Raw genomic sequence first — 18,166 nt, 5'->3', positions numbered from 1 at the left:
TGGCGGGTGCCGGCTGCTCTACCGCAGCCAGCGCCGTATGCAGGCCACCAGGGCCGCGGAGTCCACCGGCTTGGTGACGTAGTCGTTGGCGCCGGAGGCCAGGCTCTTCTCCCGGTCGCCGTGCATGGCCTTGGCGGTCACCGCGATGATCGGCAGATCGGCGTAGTGGGGCATCGCGCGGATCGCGGCGGTGGCCGCGTACCCGTCCATCTCCGGCATCATCACATCCATCAGGATCAGGTCGATGCCGGGGTTCAGGTCCAGGGTGTCGATGCCCTTGCGGCCGTCCTCCGCGTGCAGGACCCGGACGCCGTGGAGTTCGAGCATGCTGGTGAGCGCGAAGACATTGCGGGTGTCGTCGTCGATGACCAGGATCGTCCGGCCGTCGAGTCCGACGGCGGCGGCGCCGCGAGCGGTCTCCCGCGGCCGGTAGGACTTCAGATGGCGGGCGATGCGCTCCCGGAGCTCGTCCAGTCCGGAGAGCACCTCCAGCGGACGGGTGCGGGCCCGCTCGGCGATCTGCCGTTCCCGCTCGGGGTCGAGCCGCCGGGTGGGGTGGACGAGGACCGGCACCTCGCGCAGCGCCGGTTCGCTCATGATCGCGTCGAGCGAGCGCAGTCCGGCCTCGCCGTTCGCGTCGAGTCCGAGCACCACGCAGTCGTACGGCTCGGTGGCGAGCGCCTCCACGGCCTCCGCCGCCCCCGCGGCGCTGCGCAGCCGGACCCGGCCGCGCGGATCGGCCGGACCGCGGCCGTGGTCGAGTTCGGCGACGACGCTCTCGGCGACGAGCGAGAGCAGTCCGCGGGGCTGGTCCTCGATGACGAGCAGCCGGCGCCGCTCCGTCTCCAGCGCCCCCTCCCGGCCGGGGTCCCGACCGAGGTCCCGGCGGCGGTCGTGGTCGTGGCCGCGGTCCCGGTTCTCGTTCCGGTCCCGGTCCCGGTCCGGTTCCGGGGACGACAGGACGAGCGGCTCCGCCGTCGCGTCGCCGGTCGCCGCCCCGTGCAGCGCGGCGAAGTCGGGCTGGGCGACGGGCAGATGGAAGGTGAAGACGCTGCCCTCGCCGGGCACGCTGGCCGCCTGGATGGAGCCGCCCAGCAGCTGGGCGATCTCCCGGCTGATGGACAGGCCCAGGCCGGTGCCGCCGTAGCGGCGGCTGGTGGTGCCGTCGGCCTGCTGGAACGCCCCGAAGATCGCTTCGAGCTGTTGTTCCGCGATCCCGATCCCGGTGTCGCGGACCTCCAGGGCCAGCATGGGTCCCTGGGAGAGCGCCGCCGCCGGAAGGTCGCCGGGCGGGGCCACGAAGACGCGCAGCGCGACCTCGCCCGCTTCGGTGAACTTCACGGCGTTCGACATCAGGTTGCCCAGCACCTGGCGCAGCCGGGCGTCGTCGGTGAGGACCTCCATCGGCGTACCGGAAGCCACCTCGACCCGGAACTCCAGGCCCTTCTGCGAGGTCAGCGGACGGAAGGTGGATTCCACGTAGTCCACCAGCTGGCGCAGCGGGACCCATTCGGGGGCGACGTCCATCCGGCCCGCCTCGACCTTGGACAGGTCGAGGATGTCGTTGATCAGCTGGAGGAGGTCGGATCCGGCGGAGTGGATGACGCCGGCGTACTCGACCTGCTTGGGCGTGAGGTTGTGGTGCGGGTTCTGGGCGAGCAACTGGGCCAGCACCAGCAGGCTGTTGAGCGGGGTGCGCAGCTCGTGGCTCATGTTGGCGAGGAACTCGGACTTGTACTTGGAGGCGAGCGCGAGCTGCTGGGCACGCTCCTCCAGCTCCTGGCGGGCCTGCTCGATCTCCAGGTTCTTGGTCTCGATGTCGCGGTTCTGGGTGGCCAGCAGCGCCGCCTTCTCCTCCAGTTCGGCGTTGGAGCTCTGCAGCTCCTCCTGCCTGACCTGCAGTTCGCTGGAGCGGGCCTGCAACTCGGCGGCGAGCCGCTGCGACTCGCCCAGCAGCTCGTCGGTGCGGGCGTTGGCCACGATGGTGTTGACGTTGGCGCCGATGGTCTCCATCAGCTGGTCCAGGAAGTCCCGGTGGATCTGGGTGAAGCGGTGCACCGAGGCGAGCTCGATGACGCCCAGCACCTGGCCCTCGACGACGATCGGCAGCACGATCAGGCTGGCGGGCGGTGTGTGGCCGAGCCCGGAGGAGATCACATAGCCGGCCGGGATGTCGTCGACGGCGATGGTGCGGCGGCTGCGGGCCGCCTGGCCGACGAGGGACTGGCCGAGCTTGAACCGGCTCGGCCGGTCCTGCGATCCGGTACCGGACGGATAGCCGTAGGAGCAGATCAGCTGCAGCTCGGTGCCCTCGGGGGCGTCCTCGGCGAGGTAGAACGCGCCGTACTGCGCGGCGACGAGCGGCGTCAGCTCGTCCATGATCAGTTCGGCGACGATGCCGAGGTCCCGGCGGCCCTGCATGAGGCCGGAGATCCGGGCGAGGTTCGACTTGAGCCAGTCCTGCTCCTGGTTGGCCCGGGTCGTCTCGCGCAGCGACTCCACCATGGAGTTGATGTTGTCCTTGAGGTCGGCGACCTCGCCGGAGGCGTCCACCGAGATCGACCGGGTCAGGTCGCCCTCGGCGACGGCGCCGGTGACCTCCGCGATGGCGCGGACCTGCCGCGTGAGGTTCCCGGCCAGCTCGTTGACGTTCTCCGTGAGCCGCTTCCAGGTGCCCGAGACGCCCTCGACCTCGGCCTGACCGCCGAGCCGTCCTTCGCTGCCCACCTCGCGGGCGACGCGGGTGACCTCGGCCGCGAACGACGACAGCTGGTCGACCATCGTGTTGATGGTGGTCTTGAGCTCGAGGATCTCACCGCGCGCGTCCACGTCGATCTTGCGGGTCAGGTCGCCCCGGGCGACGGCCGTGGTCACCTGCGCGATGTTGCGGACCTGGCTGGTGAGGTTGTTCGCCATGGAGTTGACGTTGTCGGTCAGGTCCTTCCAGGTGCCGGCCACGTTCGGCACCCTGGCCTGGCCGCCGAGCATGCCCTCGGTGCCGACCTCACGGGCCACCCGGGTCACCTCGTCGGCGAAGGCGGACAGGGTGCCGACCATGGTGTTGATCGCTTCGGCGAGCGCGGCGACCTCGCCCTTGGCCTCGACACTGATCTTCTGCGAGAGGTCGCCCTTGGCGACGGCCGTCGAGACCTGGGCGATCGAGCGGACCTGGGTGGTGAGATTGCCCGCCATGACGTTGACGGAGTCGGTGAGGTCCTTCCAGGTGCCGGACACGCCCGGTACGACCGCCTGGCCGCCGAGCCGGCCGTCGCTGCCGACCTCGCGGGCCACCCGGGTCACTTCGGAGGTGAACAGCGACAGCTGGTCGACCATCCCGTTGAACACGGTGGCGATCTCGCCGAGCAGCGCAGTGTCACCGGGCAGCCGGGTGCCGAAGTCGCCGTCACGGACGGCGGTGAGGCCGGCGAGCAGCCGCCGGAGCTCCGCTTCGCCGACCGGTCCGCCGCGGTCGGCGGAGTCCGCCGCGTGGTCCGGCGCCCGGTCGTCCGCACGGTTCCGCGCACCGCCTGCCCGGCCGCGCGGTGGTTTCACCCGCGCGTCCGCATCCACCATGTCGCCCATGTCAGTCCCCATCCCGCCATCACGTCGTCACCGCATGCCGAGCGGGTGCCCGAGGCACTTCCACCTTCATTGCCACATGACAAATGTTGCCCTGCACTTCGCAGGCTAGCCCAGCATCCCGCCTTCCCGCGCCACGCGCCAGAACTTCTTCCACGGCCGCCTCGCGGGGCAGGGGTCACCGGGGTGCCATCCTTTGGTCCGGGGCGGGCAGACTCCCCATCGAGCACAATGCATCCTTGAGGGCGGAAGCCGCGGTGTGGTCGCGGACGGGGCCGCTGTCGATGGAGGGGTAGTGGAGATGAGCGCGATACCGCAGGACACGACTCGCCGCGGCGGGTTCGCGCATCCGGCGCTCCTCTACCGCGGCAGCGACGCCTATCTCGCCGGAACCGTGCCCTTCATCACCGAGGGACTCGACCGGGGCGAGCCGGTCGCCGTAGCCGTTCCCGGCCCGAACCTCGCCCTGCTGGAGAAGGCGCTCGCCGACCGCGCCGCCGAGGTGAGCCTGCTCGACATGACACGGGCCGGCCGCAATCCGGGCCGGATCATCCCCGGTGTGCTGCGGGCCTTCGCCGACGCCCACCCCGGCCGCCGGGTGCGGATCATCGGCGAGCCGATCTGGCGGGGCCGCTCGGCCACCGAGTACCCGGCCTGCGTCCAGCACGAGGCACTGATCAACCTCGCCTTCGCCGACCGCGACGTCACGATCCTGTGCCCCTACGACGTCGACCGGCTCAGCCCGGACGTCCTGGCCGACGCCGCGGCCACCCACCCCGTCCTCATCGACGGCGCGGGCAGCGTCCGCAGCCCGGACTACGCCCCCACCTACGTCGTCGCGAAGTGGAACCTGCCGCTGCCCGAGGCCCCGGACGGCGCGCTGACCCTCGCCTTCGACAACGTGACCCTGACCGAGCCCCGGCTCGCCGCGTCCCGGTACGCCGTCGGCGCCGGCCTGGACCCGGGCCGGATCCCGGACGTGGAGCTGGCCGTCAACGAACTGGCCACCAACACCGTCCTGCACGGCGGCGGCTCCGGCACTCTGCGGCTGTGGACCGAGGACGGCCACCTCGTCTGCGAGCTGCGCGACCGCGGACACCTCACCGATCCGCTCGTCGGCCGTATCCCCGTCGTGCGCGCCACTCCCGGCGGCCGCGGGATGCTGCTCGTCAACCACCTCGCCGACCTGGTGCGGATGCACACGACGGCGGCCGGCACGACGCTGCGCGTGTACTTCGCCCTCACCGCGTAGGGCCGCCGGTCCGCCGGCCGGACCACCGCGGCCGGTTCACCACGCCGGTGGGGCCGCTCGCGCACGGTCCACGAGCGGCCCCACCGGCGGTCTTCTGCCGGCGGATCACTCCTGGATCAGCAGCTGCCCGCGCAGCCGCGTCAGGGTCCGGGTGAGCAGCCGCGACACGTGCATCTGCGAGATCCCCAGTTCCGCGCCGATCTCCGCCTGGGTCATCTCGGCGCCGAACCGCATGTTCAGGATGCGGCGGTCGCGGGGGGCGAGCTCGGCCAGCAGTGGCTTGAGGGACTGGAGGTTCTCCACGAACTCCAGCGCGGGGTCGAGGTCACCGAGCCGGTCGGCCAGCACGCCTTCGCCGCTGCCCTCCTCCTCGCCCGCGGGGATGTCGATGGACCCGGCGACGTAGCCGTTGCTGGCCAGCTGGCCCTCGGTGACCTCCGCCGGAGTGAGGTCGAGCAGCGCCGCCAGCTCATCGGTGGTGGGCGCGCGGTCCAGCCGGCCGGCCAGCTCCTCGGTGGCCTTGGCCAGCTCCAGGCGCAGCTCCTGCAGCCGCCGCGGTACGTGCACGGCCCAGCTGGTGTCCCGGAAGAAGCGCTTGATCTCGCCGGTGATGTACGGAATGGCGAACGTGGTGAACTCCACCTCGCGCGACAGGTCGAACCGGTCGATCGCCTTGATCAGGCCGATCGTCCCGACCTGCACGATGTCCTCGCGCGGCTCGGACCGGTTGCGGAACCGCCCGGCGGCGAAGTTCACCAGCGAGATGTTCAGCTCGATGAGGGTGTTGCGGGCGTACTGGTATTCGTGGGTGCCCTCGTCGAGCTCTCGCAGCCGGTCGAAGAACAGCTTCGACAGCTGCCGCGCGTCCTTGGGGGCGAGCTTTCCCGGGCACTCCACCCGCGGCAGTTCCGCCCGGTCCACGTCCGCCTCCGGCAACCGCACAGCGGTCGGGGAGGTCCTCGTCACTACCGAGCCCGCCATGTCGTCCTCCTCCGGAAGTCCACACCGTCGAGGCGTCGTATACCCCGGCGCTCCGGGCACACACCTGACGGTTCCGGCGGGTCCTCAGGCGCTCAGGACACCGGTGCCGAGCAGGGAGAACAGCAGGATCCCGATGATGATGCGGTAGACGACGAAGATGTTGAACGAGTGCTTGGCGACGTACTTCAGCAGCCAGGCGATCGAGGCGTAGGCGACCACGAACGACACCACCGTGCCCACGACGAGGGGGAGCAGGTCGACGCCGCCGCCGGTGGCGTCCTTGAGCTCGTAGAGCCCCGCGCCGGTCAGCGCCGGGATGGACAGGAAGAACGAGAGGCGGGTCGCGGCCAGCCGGTCCAGGTCGAGGATCAGCCCGGTGGAGATCGTGGCGCCGGAACGGGAGAAGCCGGGGAAGAGCAGCGCGAGGATCTGGGAGGAGCCCACGATCATGGCGTCCTTGAGGGTGATCTCGTCCTCACCGCGCTTGAACCTGGCCAGCTGTTCGGCCACCCACATCACGATGCTGCCGCCGATCAGCGAGCCGGCCACCACCCACAGCGAGGCGAGCGGGCCGTCGATGAGCGGCTTGGCGAGGAGGCCGACGATGACGATCGGGATGGTGGCGTAGATGACCCACCAGGCGAACTTGTAGTCGTGGCTGTCGCGTTCGCTCTTGTTCGCGATGCCATGTCCCCAGGCGCTCGCGAACCGCACGATGTCGCGGAAGAAGTAGACCAGGACGGCGGCGATGGCCCCGACCTGGATGACGGCCGTGAAGCCGACCACCGCCTTGTCGTCCACCGGGATGTTCATCAGCCCCTCGGTGATCTTGAGGTGGCCGGTGGAGGACACCGGGAGGAATTCGGTGAGCCCTTCCACCACTCCGAGAATGGCGGCTTGGCCGACGCCGATCGCGCTCATTGGTCCCGTCCCTGGAAATTGCGAATGACCGGCTTGGCGGCGCCGTTGTCAACGAGGGCCCTCATGGGCACACCCAACGTCTACAGAATTGTAGACGTTGGGTGCGACTGTAGAGGACGGCCCGCCGACCGGGCAGGCCGGGACCAGGGTAACGAGGGTGCTACGTGATCGAGAAGTCGTCCCCGTAGACGTTGCCCTGGGCGTACCAGCCGTGCAGGTACACGGTGACCGTTCCGGAGGCGCCGGTGGTGAAGGGGACGGTGAGCTTGGTCCAGCCGCCGGACGACGTCCAGGTGCTCGCCGAAGCGCCGCCGCTCACCCCGAGGTAGGCGTAACTGCCCTGCACCCAACCGGACAGCGTGTAGCTGTGGTTCGGCGACAGGGCGACGCTCTGCCCGCACTGGCCGGTCTGGCCCGAGGTGGGCGCCACCAGCAGCGCGTGGGTGCCGGTGTGCACCGGACTGGCGACCACCGCTCCCCCGGGCTGGCAGGTCCACGGGGTCGGGCTCCCGCTCTCCAGGCCGCCGTTGACCAGCACGCCCGACCCGCCGGGGCCGGTGACGGTGAGGGTGTACGTCGTCGGGTGGCTGCCGGACGCCGCCGAGCCGGTGACCGTCACCGCGTACGTTCCGGCCGCCGCCGTGGCGGAGGCGGTGGCCGTCAGCGTCGCGGACCCGCCTGCGGTGACCGAGGCGGGACTGACGCCGACCGTCACACCCGCGGGGGCGCCGGACGCGGTCAGGTTGACGGTCTGCGCCGAGCCGGCCGTGACGGCGGTCTTCACCGTCGCGGTCACCGAGGCGCCGGGGTTCACCGACCCGGAGGCGGGTGTGGTGCTGACCGAGAAGTCGTTGGTGACCGGACCTCCGCCGCCGGTGAACGGCTCGAAGGCGTGGCTGAAGAACCAGGTGCTCTGCGCGATGCCCGAGCAGGAGTCCGATCCCCCGGTGCCGGGGCAGCCGCCGTTGTCGCGCTGGAGTGCCCAGAAGGACAGCGAGGCGATGCCCTTGGAGACGGCCCAGTTGTAGACCGTGGCCGCGTCGGCGGTCTGGAACGTCTCGGCGGCGCCGAAGTCGTCGATGCCGGGCATCTCCGTGATGCCGACCATCCCCCACAGCTGCGCGTCGCTCTTCGCGGGGTAGAGCGTGCCCAGTTGGCCGCGCAGGCCGGTGGTGGCGGTCTGGGTGTCGGTCGCCATTTGGTGGGAGGCGCCGTCGTAGTAGTCGAACGTCATCAGGTTCACGACGTCGATGCGGGCGTTGTTCGTCACGGCGTTGCGCAGGACGGCCAGTCCGCTGGAGGCCAGGCCGCTGGTGGTGGTCGGCAGGGTGTAGGAGAACTGGACGGTGCGCCCGTTGGCCGCCGCCCAGTCCTCGACCAGCTTGATCGCCTTGTTCCGGCGGTCGATACCGGCGGTGTTGGTGAGCGAGTTGTCCTCGATGTCGAGGTCGATGCGCGTCACGTCGTAGGTGGTGATGACGTTCTCGAAGGCGGCGGCGATGGAGTTGACGTTCGTGCAGCTGTCCGCCAGCTCGGTGCCGGTGTTGTCCGCGGTGTAGCCGCCGAAGGACGGGATGACGTCGCCGCCGGCCGCCCGCATGGCCGCGATGTCGGCACCGAAGCTGGACTGGGCGATCGGCATGCCCGTGTCGCCGTTCCAGTACGGCGTGCAGGAACCCTTCGACGGCGTCTGGATGAACGCCATCGTCAGGTACTTCGCACCGGACTGCGCGGACAGTGCCGACATGCTGTCGCCGTTGTACGCCTCGAAGTACGGCGCGAAGACATGGGCGGGGATGGGCGTCGCGGCATGCGCGGCGGTGCCGCCGGCGACCACCAGGCCGAGGGACGCGGCGGCCGTGGCCAGTGCGGTCAGCAGTACTCGGACGGATCTTGGTCGTCTCATGAACGCTCCCACAGAATGAGCCGGTGAATGGGGGGATACGCGGTGCGGTGTCACGAGGAGAGCCGAGCAGTGCCCATGATTGGACTAGACCAACGGACTGTCAAGGCTCTTTACCATTCGCCCGCGACCGTCTCCCCCAACGGGCCGCCGGTTGTCAACCGCCGTGCCCCACAGGCACGTTGGACGATCTTCCGGCGTTCCGGTGGGCGAATGGGCGGCGCACCCTTTCCACCGGGCCCGCGCCCATGAGACCGGGATGCCCCCTACCCCGCGGCCCGATCCGGGAGCAGCATCGACAGCATGGCGGGATCAGCGGATCTGGCGGCCTGTGACGAGTGCGGCCGTACCGATCGGACGGTCCGCGACCTCGGCCTGCGCGCGCCGCTGGCTCTGTGCGACACCTGCTTCCGCGCCCTGCTGGAGGTACGGGTACGCCGTCAGCCGCTGCCGCTGTCCCGGATTCTGGACGATGTGCGGCATCGCTCCCCGGGACACGGGTAGGCGCCGTAGGGCCGGGAACCCTCGGCGCACCACGGGTCGTCCAGTCGTCGGATCGTCCGGTCGTCGAGGCGATCTCGTGGGAATCGAGAACCAGGACGAGAACACTCCCGACAGGCACCGAACGCCGTCCCGTCGGGCACCTCGTGCCACTCACCCAAGGAGTACGACCATGCTGATGGCCCATCCCGCCGTCCTGCGCGACTTACTGGAGCGCTACGAGTCGCTCGCCGCGCAGGCCCGGGGCGACTCGGCCGGGTCGCTGGAGCACCGCCGGCTCGAGGACACCGCCTACACCCTGTGCGTGATCACCGGTTTCCGCACGGTCGGCCGGGCGGTCGAGGCCGCCAGGCAGCGGCTCGCCGCGGAGTCCGGGCCGTCCTCCGCACCGCAGGCCGTGGCCTCGTAGTTCCGGGTGCCCGGGGGCCGTCACAATGAGGGTGTGACACGGAACAGCACACGCCCATCGGTGACGGCCCGGCCCGCCTCTCCCTGCCCCTGCGGACTGGAAGCGTCCTACCGCGACTGCTGCGGCAGGCTCCACAGCGGCCAGGCCGCGGCTCCCACCGCGGAGCGGCTGATGCGCTCGCGCTTCAGCGCGTTCGCCGTCCGCGATGCCGCGTACCTGCTCAGGACGTGGCACTCCACCACCCGGCCGTCCGGCATCGAGTTCGAGCCGGATCAGCAGTGGACCCGGCTGGAGATCGTCGGGACGACGGACGGCAGCGCCTTCCACACCGAGGGCACGGTGGAGTTCCGCGCCCACTACCGCCTGCACGGCGACACGGACTCGCAGCACGAGGTGAGCCGCTTCGTCCGCGAGGACGCGCTCTGGGTCTACCTGGGCGAGGCCACCGCGTAGCGCTCCGCAGTGCGGCCCCGCCGCACGCCACTCACGGTATGAGGTCGCCGAGCAGCTCGGCGAACTCCTCCGGGGCGATCACCCGGATCCCGAGCTCCTCCGCCTTGGCCCTCTTGGAACCCGCCTTCTCCCCCGCGACCAGCAGGCTGGTCTTCTTCGACACGCTCGACGACGCCCTGCCGCCCGCACTCTCGATCAGCTCGTTCATCGCCGTACGGGACAGCTCCGCCAGCGCACCGGTCATGCTGCCGGTGACCACGACCGTCAGGTCCGCCAGCGGGCCGGCCGGAACGGCCCCCTGCGGCTCCGCCGTGCCGTCGGCGTCGGCGTCGCCCTCGCCGGGCATCCGCGCCGGCACTCCGGGCTCGGTCATGTTCACCCCGGCGGCCGTCAGCTTGTCGATGAGCGGGGCCAGTTCGGCGATCTGGGCGACCACGACCCTGGCCTTCTCCGCGCCGATGCCGGCGACTGCCTCCAGCGCTGCGGCGTCCGCCGCGCGGATGGCCTCCATGGTGCCGAAGTGCCGGGCGATCCGCCGGGACATGCTCCGGCCGGTGCCGAGGACGCCGAGCGCGCAGAACACCCGGTTCAGCGGCCGGTCCTTGGCGGCCGCGATCGTCGCCAGCAGCTTGTCCGCGCTCACCTCGCCCATCCGGTCCAGCCCCAGCACCTGCTCGCGATCGAGGGTGAACACGTCGGCGAAGTCGGTGACCTGACCGGACTCCACCAGCTGTGTGACCAGCTTGTGCCCCATCCCGTCGATGTCGAGGCAGTCCCGCGCAACCGCGTAGCGGATCGAGGCGAGCTGCCCGCACTCCCGGCCGCGCACACAGCGCCAGCGCTCCTGAGTGGTGTCGATGTCGGAGGCGCAGCGGGGGCATTCGGCGGGGAAGTCGATCAGCGTCTCCGCCCCGGTGCGGAGCTGGACCACCGGGGCCTCGATGCGCGGGATGATGTCACCGGCCTTGTAGACGGTGACCTGGTCGCCGATCCGCAGGTCCCGGCGGGTGATGTCGGCCGGGTTGTGCAGCGTCGCGTAGGTGACGGTGCTGCCGTCGATCTCGACGGGTTCGAGCACGGCGCGCGGCGCTATGACGCCGGTCCTGCCGACGTTCCACTCCACGGCGAGCAGCCGGGTGACGCGCTCCACGGCGGGCAGCTTGTAGGCGATCGCCCATCGCGGGGCGCGGGAGCTGAAGCCGGCCTTCTCCTGGTCGGCCGGGTCGTCCGCCTTGATCACCACTCCGTCGATGCCGAACGGCAGCGCGGCCCGCAGCGCGGCGATCTCCTCGACGCGCTTCTGGACCTCGTCGATCGAGGCGCAGGTGCGCAGCCCCACGGGAGTGGCCGCGGTGGTCTGCACTCCCGCCTCCGCGACGATCTCCATGACGCGACTATGGGCCAGCGACGCGAGCTCCGCCGAACCGTCCTCCAGCGGCAGTCCCGAGTAGGCCCAGAACGTCATCTCGATGACGTACGGCCGCTCCTTCGCCCGCAGGGTGCCGGCCGCCCCGTTGCGGGGGTTGGCGAACGGTGTGGCGCCGAACTCGGCGCGTATGACGTTGGCCTGCTCGAACTGCTCCGTGGTCAGCAGCACTTCACCGCGGACCTCGAACGTCACCGGGGTGTCGAGCCGGTCCGGCAGTCCGGCGATGGTCCCGATGGCGTGGGAGACGTCCTCGCCATGGCTGCCGTCGCCACGGGTGACCAGCTGGACCAGGCGGCCCTCCCGGTAGCGCGCGGCGACGGCGACCCCGTCCAGCTTCGGCTCGACCGCGTAGCCGCCCGTCACCGGTCCGCCGAGCCGCTTGGCCAGGGAGTCCGCCCAGGCCGAGAGTTCGGCACCGTCGAAGACGTTGTCCAGTGACATCATCCGCGCCGAATGTTCCACCTCGCCGGCCGGCACCGCGCCGCCCGCGACCTTTCCGGTCGGCGACGCCGGCACGATCTCGGCGGGGTGCTCGGCCTCGTAGGCCGCGATCGCCCGCGCCAACCGGTCGTACGTGGCGTCGTCGAGGCGGGAGTCCCCGCCGCTGTAGTAGGCGGCGGACGCTTCGGTGGCCTCGGAGACGGCCCGCGCGTACGACTCGGCGTCGGCCAACTGGGCCGTGGTGATCTCGGTCATGAGGACATCGTGCCGCCCACCACTGACAATGCGCCGTGGCGTCGTGGAAGAGTGGTCGCCATGAGCCCCACGAACCCCGTCGAACCCGCGGAACCGGCGGGACCGGCCGACCGGGACGGCTCCGCGGGTCCGCCCGACACCGTCGCGGATCCGGAGGGCGGCGAGTCCGCCTGCTGGCTCGACCGCGTCTGCCCGCAGTGCGACGCGGTGTCCGACGGCCCGCCACCCGCCCGCTGTCCGCGGTGCGGCGCCGAGCTGTCCGGCTAGGGCCTAGAACGCGCCTGCGGGCCCGAGGATGATGACGGCCGCGCTGCCCTCGGACCGCAGGGCCGCGATTTCGGTACCCGTCCCCGACACGAGCACCGCGTCGAAGCGGGCGAGGCGGGTGTCCTCAGGAGCGACGGCTGGAACGGAACCGGGGTCGATGAGGAAGCCGACGTCGTCGGTCAGGGCGACGAGGAGCACGGAGCCGTTCACGGGGACCTCAGCCGTTTGCGCGCCGTCCACGATCCCGACCGTCGCCGCCGCCCGTCCGCGCCGGGTCATCACGTTGAGATTGACGATGGGCCCGCCCGTCAGCCGGCAGTCGGTGGCGGCGTCGCCGGGGAACGCGAACGGGCGCAGCGGACGAATCGGTGGGTGGGCGGCACCGTCGATCGTCAGCACCATCCCCGGCCCGTCGACCACGGTGATGATCCTGTCGACGTCCGCAAGGGCCGAGTAGGGCCCGTCCTCCACGACATCGGCGAGGCTCACCCGCCAGCCGAAGTCGGCCAGGCCCGCGTGCACCGGGTCCACCGTGATCTCACGCGTCACGCCGCCGCCGTTGCTCCAGGGCATCGGCACACGGTCACCGGCCCGCATTACCCGCGCTTCCATGCCGTTGATCGTCGCGGCGTGGCACCTCTCGCGTCAAATGGTCCCCGCCGCGTAACCGGCCCAACCCGTGCATCCCACACATCTGCGGATAACCACCCCCACCTGCGATTTCCTTGAATGCAAACGGTGTTGCCGGGTAGGGGCGGCCCTCATGTGGCGTCACGCACCAGGTGGCGCACGTGACCGAAGGGACCATCCATGTCGCAGCGCAGCTCCTTCTCCCGCAGAGGATTCCTGCTCGGGACCACCACCTTGACGGGTATGGCGGTGGTACCGGGGCTGCTCACGGCGTGCAGCCGCACCGAGACGGGAACGGGAGCGCCGAAGGGCGAGGGCGACCTGTTGGCGAAGCTCAGGAAACAGGGGTACGTGCGGGTCGGGTTCGCCGGCGAGGCGCCGTACGGGTTCAAGGACGGCACGGCGCTGGCCGGTGAGGCCCCGACCCTGCACAAGGAGATCTTCGCCGGGCTCGGGGTGGCCGACCTGCGCCCCACCCTCACGGACTTCGGCGCCCTCATCCCCGGACTGGCGGCGGACCGTTTCGACGTGGTGAGCGCCGGCATGGCGATCACCCCGGAGCGGTGCGACAAGGTCATCTTCTCGGAACCGGAGTTCATCTCCCCCACCGCGCTGATGGTGCGCAAGGGCAATCCCAAGGGTCTGAGCGACCTCGCCTCGTGCGCCGCGAAGGGCGCCGGCGTCGGAGTGCTGACGGCCGCGGTCGAGGCCGGGTACGCCGCCGGTGCCGGTGTCGGGGACTCCAAGGTCAAGTCGCTGGCCAAGCAGCAGGACGGGCTCGACGCGCTGGTCGCGGGACGGATCGACGCGTTCGCCCTGACCGGGATATCCCTGCGCTGGCTGGCGAAGACCAACAAGGGCGCGGACGTCGAGGTGCTCGAACCGTTCCTGCCGGAGCTGAAGGGCAAGAAGCAGTACAGCCCCGGCGGCGCCGTCTTCCGGCAGAACGCCACCTCGCTGCGGGACGCGTTCAACGGCCAGTTGAAGAAGATCACCGGCGACCCCGAGCACTATGTCGCGCTGATCGGGAAGTACGGCTTCACCAAGCAGGAGGTACCGCCGGCCACCCTGCGGACAGCCGACCTGTGCAAGGCGTGATGGGCGTACCTGATGAGCGAATTCCTCACACAGTTCTCCCGGTCCCTGCCGAGTGTGTGGCAGGGCGTCTCCGTCACCCTCCAGGCCACCGTGCTCAGCGCGCTGCTGGCCCTCGTCCTCGCCTTCGTCCTCGGCTTCATGTCCCGCTCGGAACACCTTCTCGTCCGCGGCCTGTCGCGGGTGGTCGTCGAGTTCCTCCGCGGTACCTCCCTGTACGTCCAGCTGTTCTGGCTGTTCTTCGCGCTGCCGATCCTCGGGTTCAAGCTTGAGCCGATGGCGTGCGCGGTCGTGGCCTTCGGCCTCAACTACGGCGCCTACGGCTCCGAAGTGGTGCGCGGCGCGCTGAACGCCGTACCCCGGGCGCAGTGGGAGGCGGCCGTCGCGCTCAACCTGAGCCCCTGGCAGCGGATGCGCCGGGTGATCCTGCCCCAGGCCTGGGTCCAGATGATCCCGCCGTTCAACAATCTGCTCATCCAGCTGCTCAAGTCCACACCGCTGTTGTCGTTGATCACCATCTCCGATCTGACGTTCCAGATGGACCAGTTGCGCTCGACGACGGGCAACACCGCGGCCGCGTACGTGACGCTCCTGGTCATCTACTTCGTGCTCGCCTACGCGCTGACGCTGCTGATGAACGCCCTGGAGGCGGTGGCCAAGGCCCGGCTGGGCCAGGGCAGCGGACTGCGCCACGTCCTCAAGCCGCCGTCCGCCGGCATCACTGATCCCGACGGCCGTGCCGCACGGGCGGGTGGTGTGTGATGTGGGACTGGAACACCGCCCGTGAGGGACTGCCCGTGGTCCTGCACGGCTTCGGGATCACTCTGCTCGCCACGGTGCTCGGATCCGTCGTCGCCATGGTGCTCGGACTGCTGATCGCCGTGCTCCGCCGCGCCCCGACCCGCTGGGTCACCGTGCCCGTCCGCATCGTCGTGGAGTTCGTACGCTCCACCCCGGTGATGATCCAGCTGTTCGCCGTCTGGGTGCTGGTGCCCAGCCTGGATCCGCTGACCATCGGCATCGCCGTCCTCGGCATCCACTACGCGATGTACACCTCCGAGGTGTACCGCGCCGGGATCGACGCCGTACCCCAGGGACAGTGGGAGGCGGCCGTCGCGCTCTCGCTGCCGCGCGGCCGGGTGTGGCGCGCGGTGATCCTGCCGCAGGCCGTCCGCAAGGTCGTGCCGGCACTGGGCAACTACGTGATCTCCATGTTCAAGGAGACGCCGTTCCTCTCGGTGATCACCGTGCAGGAGATGGTCCACGAGGCGAACGAGTACGGCAGCGTCCACTTCGCCTATCTGGAGGCCTTCACCCTCGCCGCCGCGATCTTCCTCGTCGCGAGCTACCCGACCTCGATGCTGATGAGAAGACTGGAGAAGCGCCTTGCTCAGTGACACCGACCCCAAGGAAGAGACCGGCCCCGGCAGCCACGCCGAGTCCGGGACCGACGCGCTCACCGAGAAGGGCGACGCTCTCCGCAACGATTCCCCGGTCGCGGACATGGTCCGCTTCGACCAGGTGGTGAAGCGGTTCGGCGACCACACGGTCCTGGACCAGCTCGACTTCGGGCTGCGACGAGGTGAGCGGGTGACCCTGATCGGGCCGAGCGGCTCCGGCAAGACCACCATCCTGCGGCTGCTCATGACCCTCGAACGCGTCACCGAGGGCACCATTCATGTCGACGGGGAGCTCTTCTCCCACATGCCGGGAGGCCGGGACAGACTGGTGCCGGCGAACGAGAAGTACCTCCGAGAACGGCGACGCCGGATCGGCATGGTCTTCCAGCAGTTCAACCTGTTCCCCAACATGAAGGTGCTGGAGAACGTGACCGAGGCGCCCGTTCACGTCCTCGGCCTCAGCCGCGACGAGGCCGCGGAACGCGGCCGCGAGCTGCTGGACCTGGTGGGCCTGGCCGACAAGTGCGACGCCCATCCGACGCAGCTCTCCGGCGGCCAGCAGCAACGTGTCGCCATCGCCCGCGCGCTCGCCATGCGGCCCGACATCCTCCTCCTCGACGAGGTGACGTCCGCGCTCGACCCGGAGCTCGTGGCAGGTGTGCTCGACGTCCTGCGGGACATCGCCCTGAGCACCGACATCACCATGCTCTGCGTGACGCACGAGATGGGCTTCGCCCGCGATGTCTCCGACCGGGTGATGATGTTCGACCACGGCCACGTCCTCGAAGCCGGGCCTCCGGACCAGCTGTTCGAGGCCCCGGAGCACACCCGCACCCGCGAATTCCTCAGCGCGGTCCTCTGAAGGACCCGCCGAGGAGGTGCACCGTGCCGTGGCCGGACACGCCACCCCGCCCCGCCTCGGTTTCGGGGCGGGGTGGGACGTCGTGACGGCATCACGGCGTCTGACGGCGTCTGGGAGGCGGATGGCGCGAACGCCCGCTGGAACGCCGCTTCTCGGATCCGCTCACACCGGGCCGGGCGTGCACGGACGGTGCCTCTGCTGCACCCCTTTCGCCTGTCGTACGGGAGGATCGGGACTGTCTCCGAGCTTCCCCCTTCCCGGCCCGCGCGTCACCGTGCGAACAGCGTGCGCCGGCGCGCGCCGTTCGCACGGGGCGTGAAAGCGGGCGCCGTCCCGGATCCGCACGGGCGGCGTGGGGGTGAACCGGCTTGGGCCGCCGGTCGGGGCCTGCAGCACAATGGGCCGATGACTGAGGGAATCGACGTGGCGACCGCTCACGCCTGGGCCGCACTCGGCGGTCGGGCGGAGCTGGTCGAAGGGGTGTCGTACATCGCGTCGAGCGGTGTGCCGCCGTCCCGGCTTCCGGTGCGGGAGCTGGCGCGCGCGACGGTGGGGGTGTGCTCGCTGGCGGCCGCGGAGCTGTTCGCGCGCCGCGCCGGCGGATCCGTACCGGAGGTGCGGGTGGACGAGGGAGCGGTGGCCACCGCCTTCGTCAGTGAACGGCATCTGCGGATCGACGGCCGGAAACCGACGTCGTTCGCCCCGCTCTCCGGCTTCTGGCGGGCGGCCGACGGCTGGGTCAGGACCCACGCCAACTACCCGCACCACCGCGCCCGGCTGCTGACCGCCCTGGAGATCCCGGACGAGGGCGACGAGGGCGCACTGGCCCAGCAGCTCGCGGAGCGGCTGCTGACCCGTCCCGCCCTGGAGATCCAGGAGACGGTTCACGCGGCGGGCGGGCTCGCCGTGGCCGTCGCCACGGCGGCGGGCCACCGGGCGGAACTCCCCCTCGTCGAGTCCCGTCGGACCAGGGACGGCGCGGCCGGGACCCTGAGCGCGGCGGCGCTGCCGGCCGCCGGTGTCAGGGTGCTCGATCTGACCAGGGTCATCGCAGGACCGGTGGCCACCCGCACGCTGGCGCTGCTCGGCGCCGATGTGCTGCGCGTCGATTCCCCCCGGCTCCCGGAGCATCCCGACGCCCATGCCGATACGGGGTTCGGCAAGCGCTCGACGCTGCTGGACCTCGATGTGCCCAAGGACCGGCTGCTGTTCGAGGAACTGCTCTCCTCGGCCGACGTCGTGATCACCGGCTACCGACCGGGCGCCCTGGACCGGCACGGTCTCGCTCCGCGGGAACTGCTGGAGCGGCGGCCCGGGCTGATCGTCGCCCAGCTGTGCGCGTGGGGCTGGGAGGGGCCATGGGCGGGCCGCCGCGGCTTCGACAGCCTCGTGCAGGCCGCCTGCGGCATCGCCGGGATCGAGGCCGCATCCGACGGACACCCCGGAGTGCTCCCCGCCCAGGCCCTGGACCACGGCACCGGATATCTGCTCGCCGCCGCGGTGCTGCGTGCGCTCACCGACCGCCAGGACACCGGTGGAGGCCGGCATCTGCGGTTCTCCCTGGCGGGAACCGCCTCCTGGCTGACGCACGGCATCCGCCCCGCCGCAACCGACGGTGCGGCGGCCTACGACCCCGGCTCCTGGCTGGCCGAAACGCCCTCCCCGTACGGCCGCCTCCAGTACGCCCGCCCGCCGGTCGGCTACGCCGGTGGCCCCGGCGACTGGACCCGTCCGCCCACCCTGTGGGGCACGGACAGCCCCGGCTGGATCTGATCCCGCCCGACCCGT

The 18,166-nt window shown here is 70.8% G+C and carries 16 protein-coding genes; 10 read left to right on the top strand and 6 right to left on the bottom strand.

The window, feature by feature from the left end:
• Positions 1 to 18: 18 nt before the first annotated feature.
• Positions 19 to 3,582 (bottom strand): HAMP domain-containing protein, encoded by a 3,564-nt coding sequence (locus LNW73_RS31650; RefSeq protein ID WP_250992290.1) that lies wholly within the window; start codon positions 3,580 to 3,582, stop codon positions 19 to 21.
• Between the two features lie 298 nt (positions 3,583 to 3,880).
• On the opposite strand from LNW73_RS31650, the gene LNW73_RS31645 reads away from it, so the two are divergent.
• The gene (locus tag LNW73_RS31645; protein ID WP_250992289.1) at positions 3,881 to 4,831 is read left to right on the top strand and encodes an anti-sigma factor RsbA family regulatory protein; all 951 of its coding nucleotides are present in this window, start codon (positions 3,881 to 3,883) and stop codon (positions 4,829 to 4,831) included.
• Positions 4,832 to 4,936: 105 nt separating this feature from the next.
• On the opposite strand, the gene LNW73_RS31640 is transcribed toward LNW73_RS31645, so the two are convergent.
• The 3 genes from LNW73_RS31640 to LNW73_RS31630 form a co-directional block, all read right to left on the bottom strand.
• Complete coding sequence (locus LNW73_RS31640; protein ID WP_250992288.1) at positions 4,937 to 5,812, bottom strand: SigB/SigF/SigG family RNA polymerase sigma factor; 876 nt, start codon at positions 5,810 to 5,812, stop codon at positions 4,937 to 4,939.
• Between the two features lie 84 nt (positions 5,813 to 5,896).
• Positions 5,897 to 6,733, bottom strand: coding sequence for an undecaprenyl-diphosphate phosphatase (locus tag LNW73_RS31635; protein ID WP_250992287.1), 837 nt, complete (start codon positions 6,731 to 6,733; stop codon positions 5,897 to 5,899).
• A 160-nt stretch (positions 6,734 to 6,893) separates the two neighbouring features.
• A complete protein-coding gene (locus LNW73_RS31630) occupies positions 6,894 to 8,639 on the bottom strand; it encodes a glycosyl hydrolase family 18 protein (RefSeq protein ID WP_250992286.1) in 1,746 nt (581 codons plus the stop codon).
• A 300-nt stretch (positions 8,640 to 8,939) separates the two neighbouring features.
• Between LNW73_RS31630 and LNW73_RS31625 the strand changes: the two genes are divergently transcribed.
• The 3 genes from LNW73_RS31625 to LNW73_RS31615 all read left to right on the top strand — a co-directional run bounded on the left by LNW73_RS31625 (position 8,940) and on the right by LNW73_RS31615 (position 9,999).
• Positions 8,940 to 9,140, top strand: a complete 201-nt coding sequence (locus LNW73_RS31625) for a hypothetical protein (protein WP_250974262.1) — start codon at positions 8,940 to 8,942, stop codon at positions 9,138 to 9,140.
• 169 nt (positions 9,141 to 9,309) lie between these two features.
• The gene (locus LNW73_RS31620; RefSeq protein WP_250974263.1) at positions 9,310 to 9,546 is read left to right on the top strand and encodes a DUF5133 domain-containing protein; all 237 of its coding nucleotides are present in this window, start codon (positions 9,310 to 9,312) and stop codon (positions 9,544 to 9,546) included.
• Positions 9,547 to 9,579: 33 nt separating this feature from the next.
• Complete coding sequence (locus LNW73_RS31615) at positions 9,580 to 9,999, top strand: YchJ family protein (RefSeq protein WP_250992285.1); 420 nt, start codon at positions 9,580 to 9,582, stop codon at positions 9,997 to 9,999.
• 31 nt (positions 10,000 to 10,030) lie between these two features.
• Here the strand turns inward: LNW73_RS31615 and ligA are convergent, their stop codons facing one another.
• On the bottom strand, positions 10,031 to 12,124 hold the full coding sequence (ligA, locus tag LNW73_RS31610) for an NAD-dependent DNA ligase LigA (protein WP_250992284.1): 2,094 nt from the start codon (positions 12,122 to 12,124) through the stop codon (positions 10,031 to 10,033).
• Positions 12,125 to 12,184: 60 nt separating this feature from the next.
• On the opposite strand from ligA, the gene LNW73_RS31605 reads away from it, so the two are divergent.
• A complete protein-coding gene (locus LNW73_RS31605) occupies positions 12,185 to 12,391 on the top strand; it encodes a hypothetical protein (RefSeq protein ID WP_250992283.1) in 207 nt (68 codons plus the stop codon).
• 3 nt (positions 12,392 to 12,394) lie between these two features.
• Here the strand turns inward: LNW73_RS31605 and LNW73_RS31600 are convergent, their stop codons facing one another.
• A complete protein-coding gene (locus LNW73_RS31600; RefSeq protein WP_250992282.1) occupies positions 12,395 to 13,003 on the bottom strand; it encodes a HutD/Ves family protein in 609 nt (202 codons plus the stop codon).
• 198 nt (positions 13,004 to 13,201) lie between these two features.
• On the opposite strand from LNW73_RS31600, the gene ehuB reads away from it, so the two are divergent.
• The 5 genes from ehuB to LNW73_RS31575 all read left to right on the top strand — a co-directional run bounded on the left by ehuB (position 13,202) and on the right by LNW73_RS31575 (position 18,151).
• A complete protein-coding gene (ehuB, locus tag LNW73_RS31595) occupies positions 13,202 to 14,119 on the top strand; it encodes an ectoine/hydroxyectoine ABC transporter substrate-binding protein EhuB (RefSeq protein WP_250992281.1) in 918 nt (305 codons plus the stop codon).
• Positions 14,120 to 14,131: 12 nt separating this feature from the next.
• Entirely contained in the window at positions 14,132 to 14,878 is a 747-nt protein-coding gene (ehuC, locus tag LNW73_RS31590; protein WP_250992280.1) for an ectoine/hydroxyectoine ABC transporter permease subunit EhuC, read from the top strand.
• A complete protein-coding gene (gene ehuD / locus LNW73_RS31585; RefSeq protein WP_250992279.1) occupies positions 14,878 to 15,513 on the top strand; it encodes an ectoine/hydroxyectoine ABC transporter permease subunit EhuD in 636 nt (211 codons plus the stop codon). Before ehuC ends, ehuD begins: the two co-directional genes overlap by 1 nt.
• 106 nt (positions 15,514 to 15,619) lie before the next feature.
• Complete coding sequence (ehuA, locus tag LNW73_RS31580) at positions 15,620 to 16,378, top strand: ectoine/hydroxyectoine ABC transporter ATP-binding protein EhuA (RefSeq protein ID WP_250993099.1); 759 nt, start codon at positions 15,620 to 15,622, stop codon at positions 16,376 to 16,378.
• 405 nt (positions 16,379 to 16,783) lie between these two features.
• Positions 16,784 to 18,151 carry a CoA transferase gene (locus LNW73_RS31575; RefSeq protein ID WP_250992278.1) on the top strand — a complete coding sequence of 456 codons (1,368 nt, stop codon included), beginning with the start codon at positions 16,784 to 16,786 and terminating at the stop codon, positions 18,149 to 18,151.
• Positions 18,152 to 18,166: the final 15 nt, after the last annotated feature.

Origin of the sequence: Streptomyces sp. RKAG337, assembly GCF_023701715.1 — a bacterium.
Taxonomy (GTDB): Bacteria; Actinomycetota; Actinomycetes; order Streptomycetales; family Streptomycetaceae; genus Actinacidiphila.
This window is presented reverse-complemented; position numbering and strand designations above follow the sequence as displayed.

Excerpts from the sequence above, each read along its gene's own strand:
- ehuB (WP_250992281.1), top strand. The coding sequence starts at position 13,202 with ATGTCGCAGCGCAGCTCCTTCTCCCGCAGAGGATTCCTGCTCGGGACC.
- ehuC (WP_250992280.1), top strand. The coding sequence starts at position 14,132 with ATGAGCGAATTCCTCACACAGTTCTCCCGGTCCCTGCCGAGTGTGTGG.
- LNW73_RS31620 (WP_250974263.1), top strand. The coding sequence starts at position 9,310 with ATGCTGATGGCCCATCCCGCCGTCCTGCGCGACTTACTGGAGCGCTAC.
- LNW73_RS31645 (WP_250992289.1), top strand. The coding sequence starts at position 3,881 with ATGAGCGCGATACCGCAGGACACGACTCGCCGCGGCGGGTTCGCGCAT.
- LNW73_RS31605 (WP_250992283.1), top strand. The coding sequence starts at position 12,185 with ATGAGCCCCACGAACCCCGTCGAACCCGCGGAACCGGCGGGACCGGCC.
- ligA (WP_250992284.1), bottom strand. The coding sequence starts at position 12,124 with ATGACCGAGATCACCACGGCCCAGTTGGCCGACGCCGAGTCGTACGCG.
- LNW73_RS31600 (WP_250992282.1), bottom strand. The coding sequence starts at position 13,003 with ATGGAAGCGCGGGTAATGCGGGCCGGTGACCGTGTGCCGATGCCCTGG.
- LNW73_RS31650 (WP_250992290.1), bottom strand. The coding sequence starts at position 3,582 with ATGGGCGACATGGTGGATGCGGACGCGCGGGTGAAACCACCGCGCGGC.
- LNW73_RS31630 (WP_250992286.1), bottom strand. The coding sequence starts at position 8,639 with ATGAGACGACCAAGATCCGTCCGAGTACTGCTGACCGCACTGGCCACG.
- LNW73_RS31625 (WP_250974262.1), top strand. The coding sequence starts at position 8,940 with ATGGCGGGATCAGCGGATCTGGCGGCCTGTGACGAGTGCGGCCGTACC.
- ehuA (WP_250993099.1), top strand. The coding sequence starts at position 15,620 with ATGGTCCGCTTCGACCAGGTGGTGAAGCGGTTCGGCGACCACACGGTC.
- LNW73_RS31635 (WP_250992287.1), bottom strand. The coding sequence starts at position 6,733 with ATGAGCGCGATCGGCGTCGGCCAAGCCGCCATTCTCGGAGTGGTGGAA.
- ehuD (WP_250992279.1), top strand. The coding sequence starts at position 14,878 with ATGTGGGACTGGAACACCGCCCGTGAGGGACTGCCCGTGGTCCTGCAC.
- LNW73_RS31575 (WP_250992278.1), top strand. The coding sequence starts at position 16,784 with ATGACTGAGGGAATCGACGTGGCGACCGCTCACGCCTGGGCCGCACTC.
- LNW73_RS31640 (WP_250992288.1), bottom strand. The coding sequence starts at position 5,812 with ATGGCGGGCTCGGTAGTGACGAGGACCTCCCCGACCGCTGTGCGGTTG.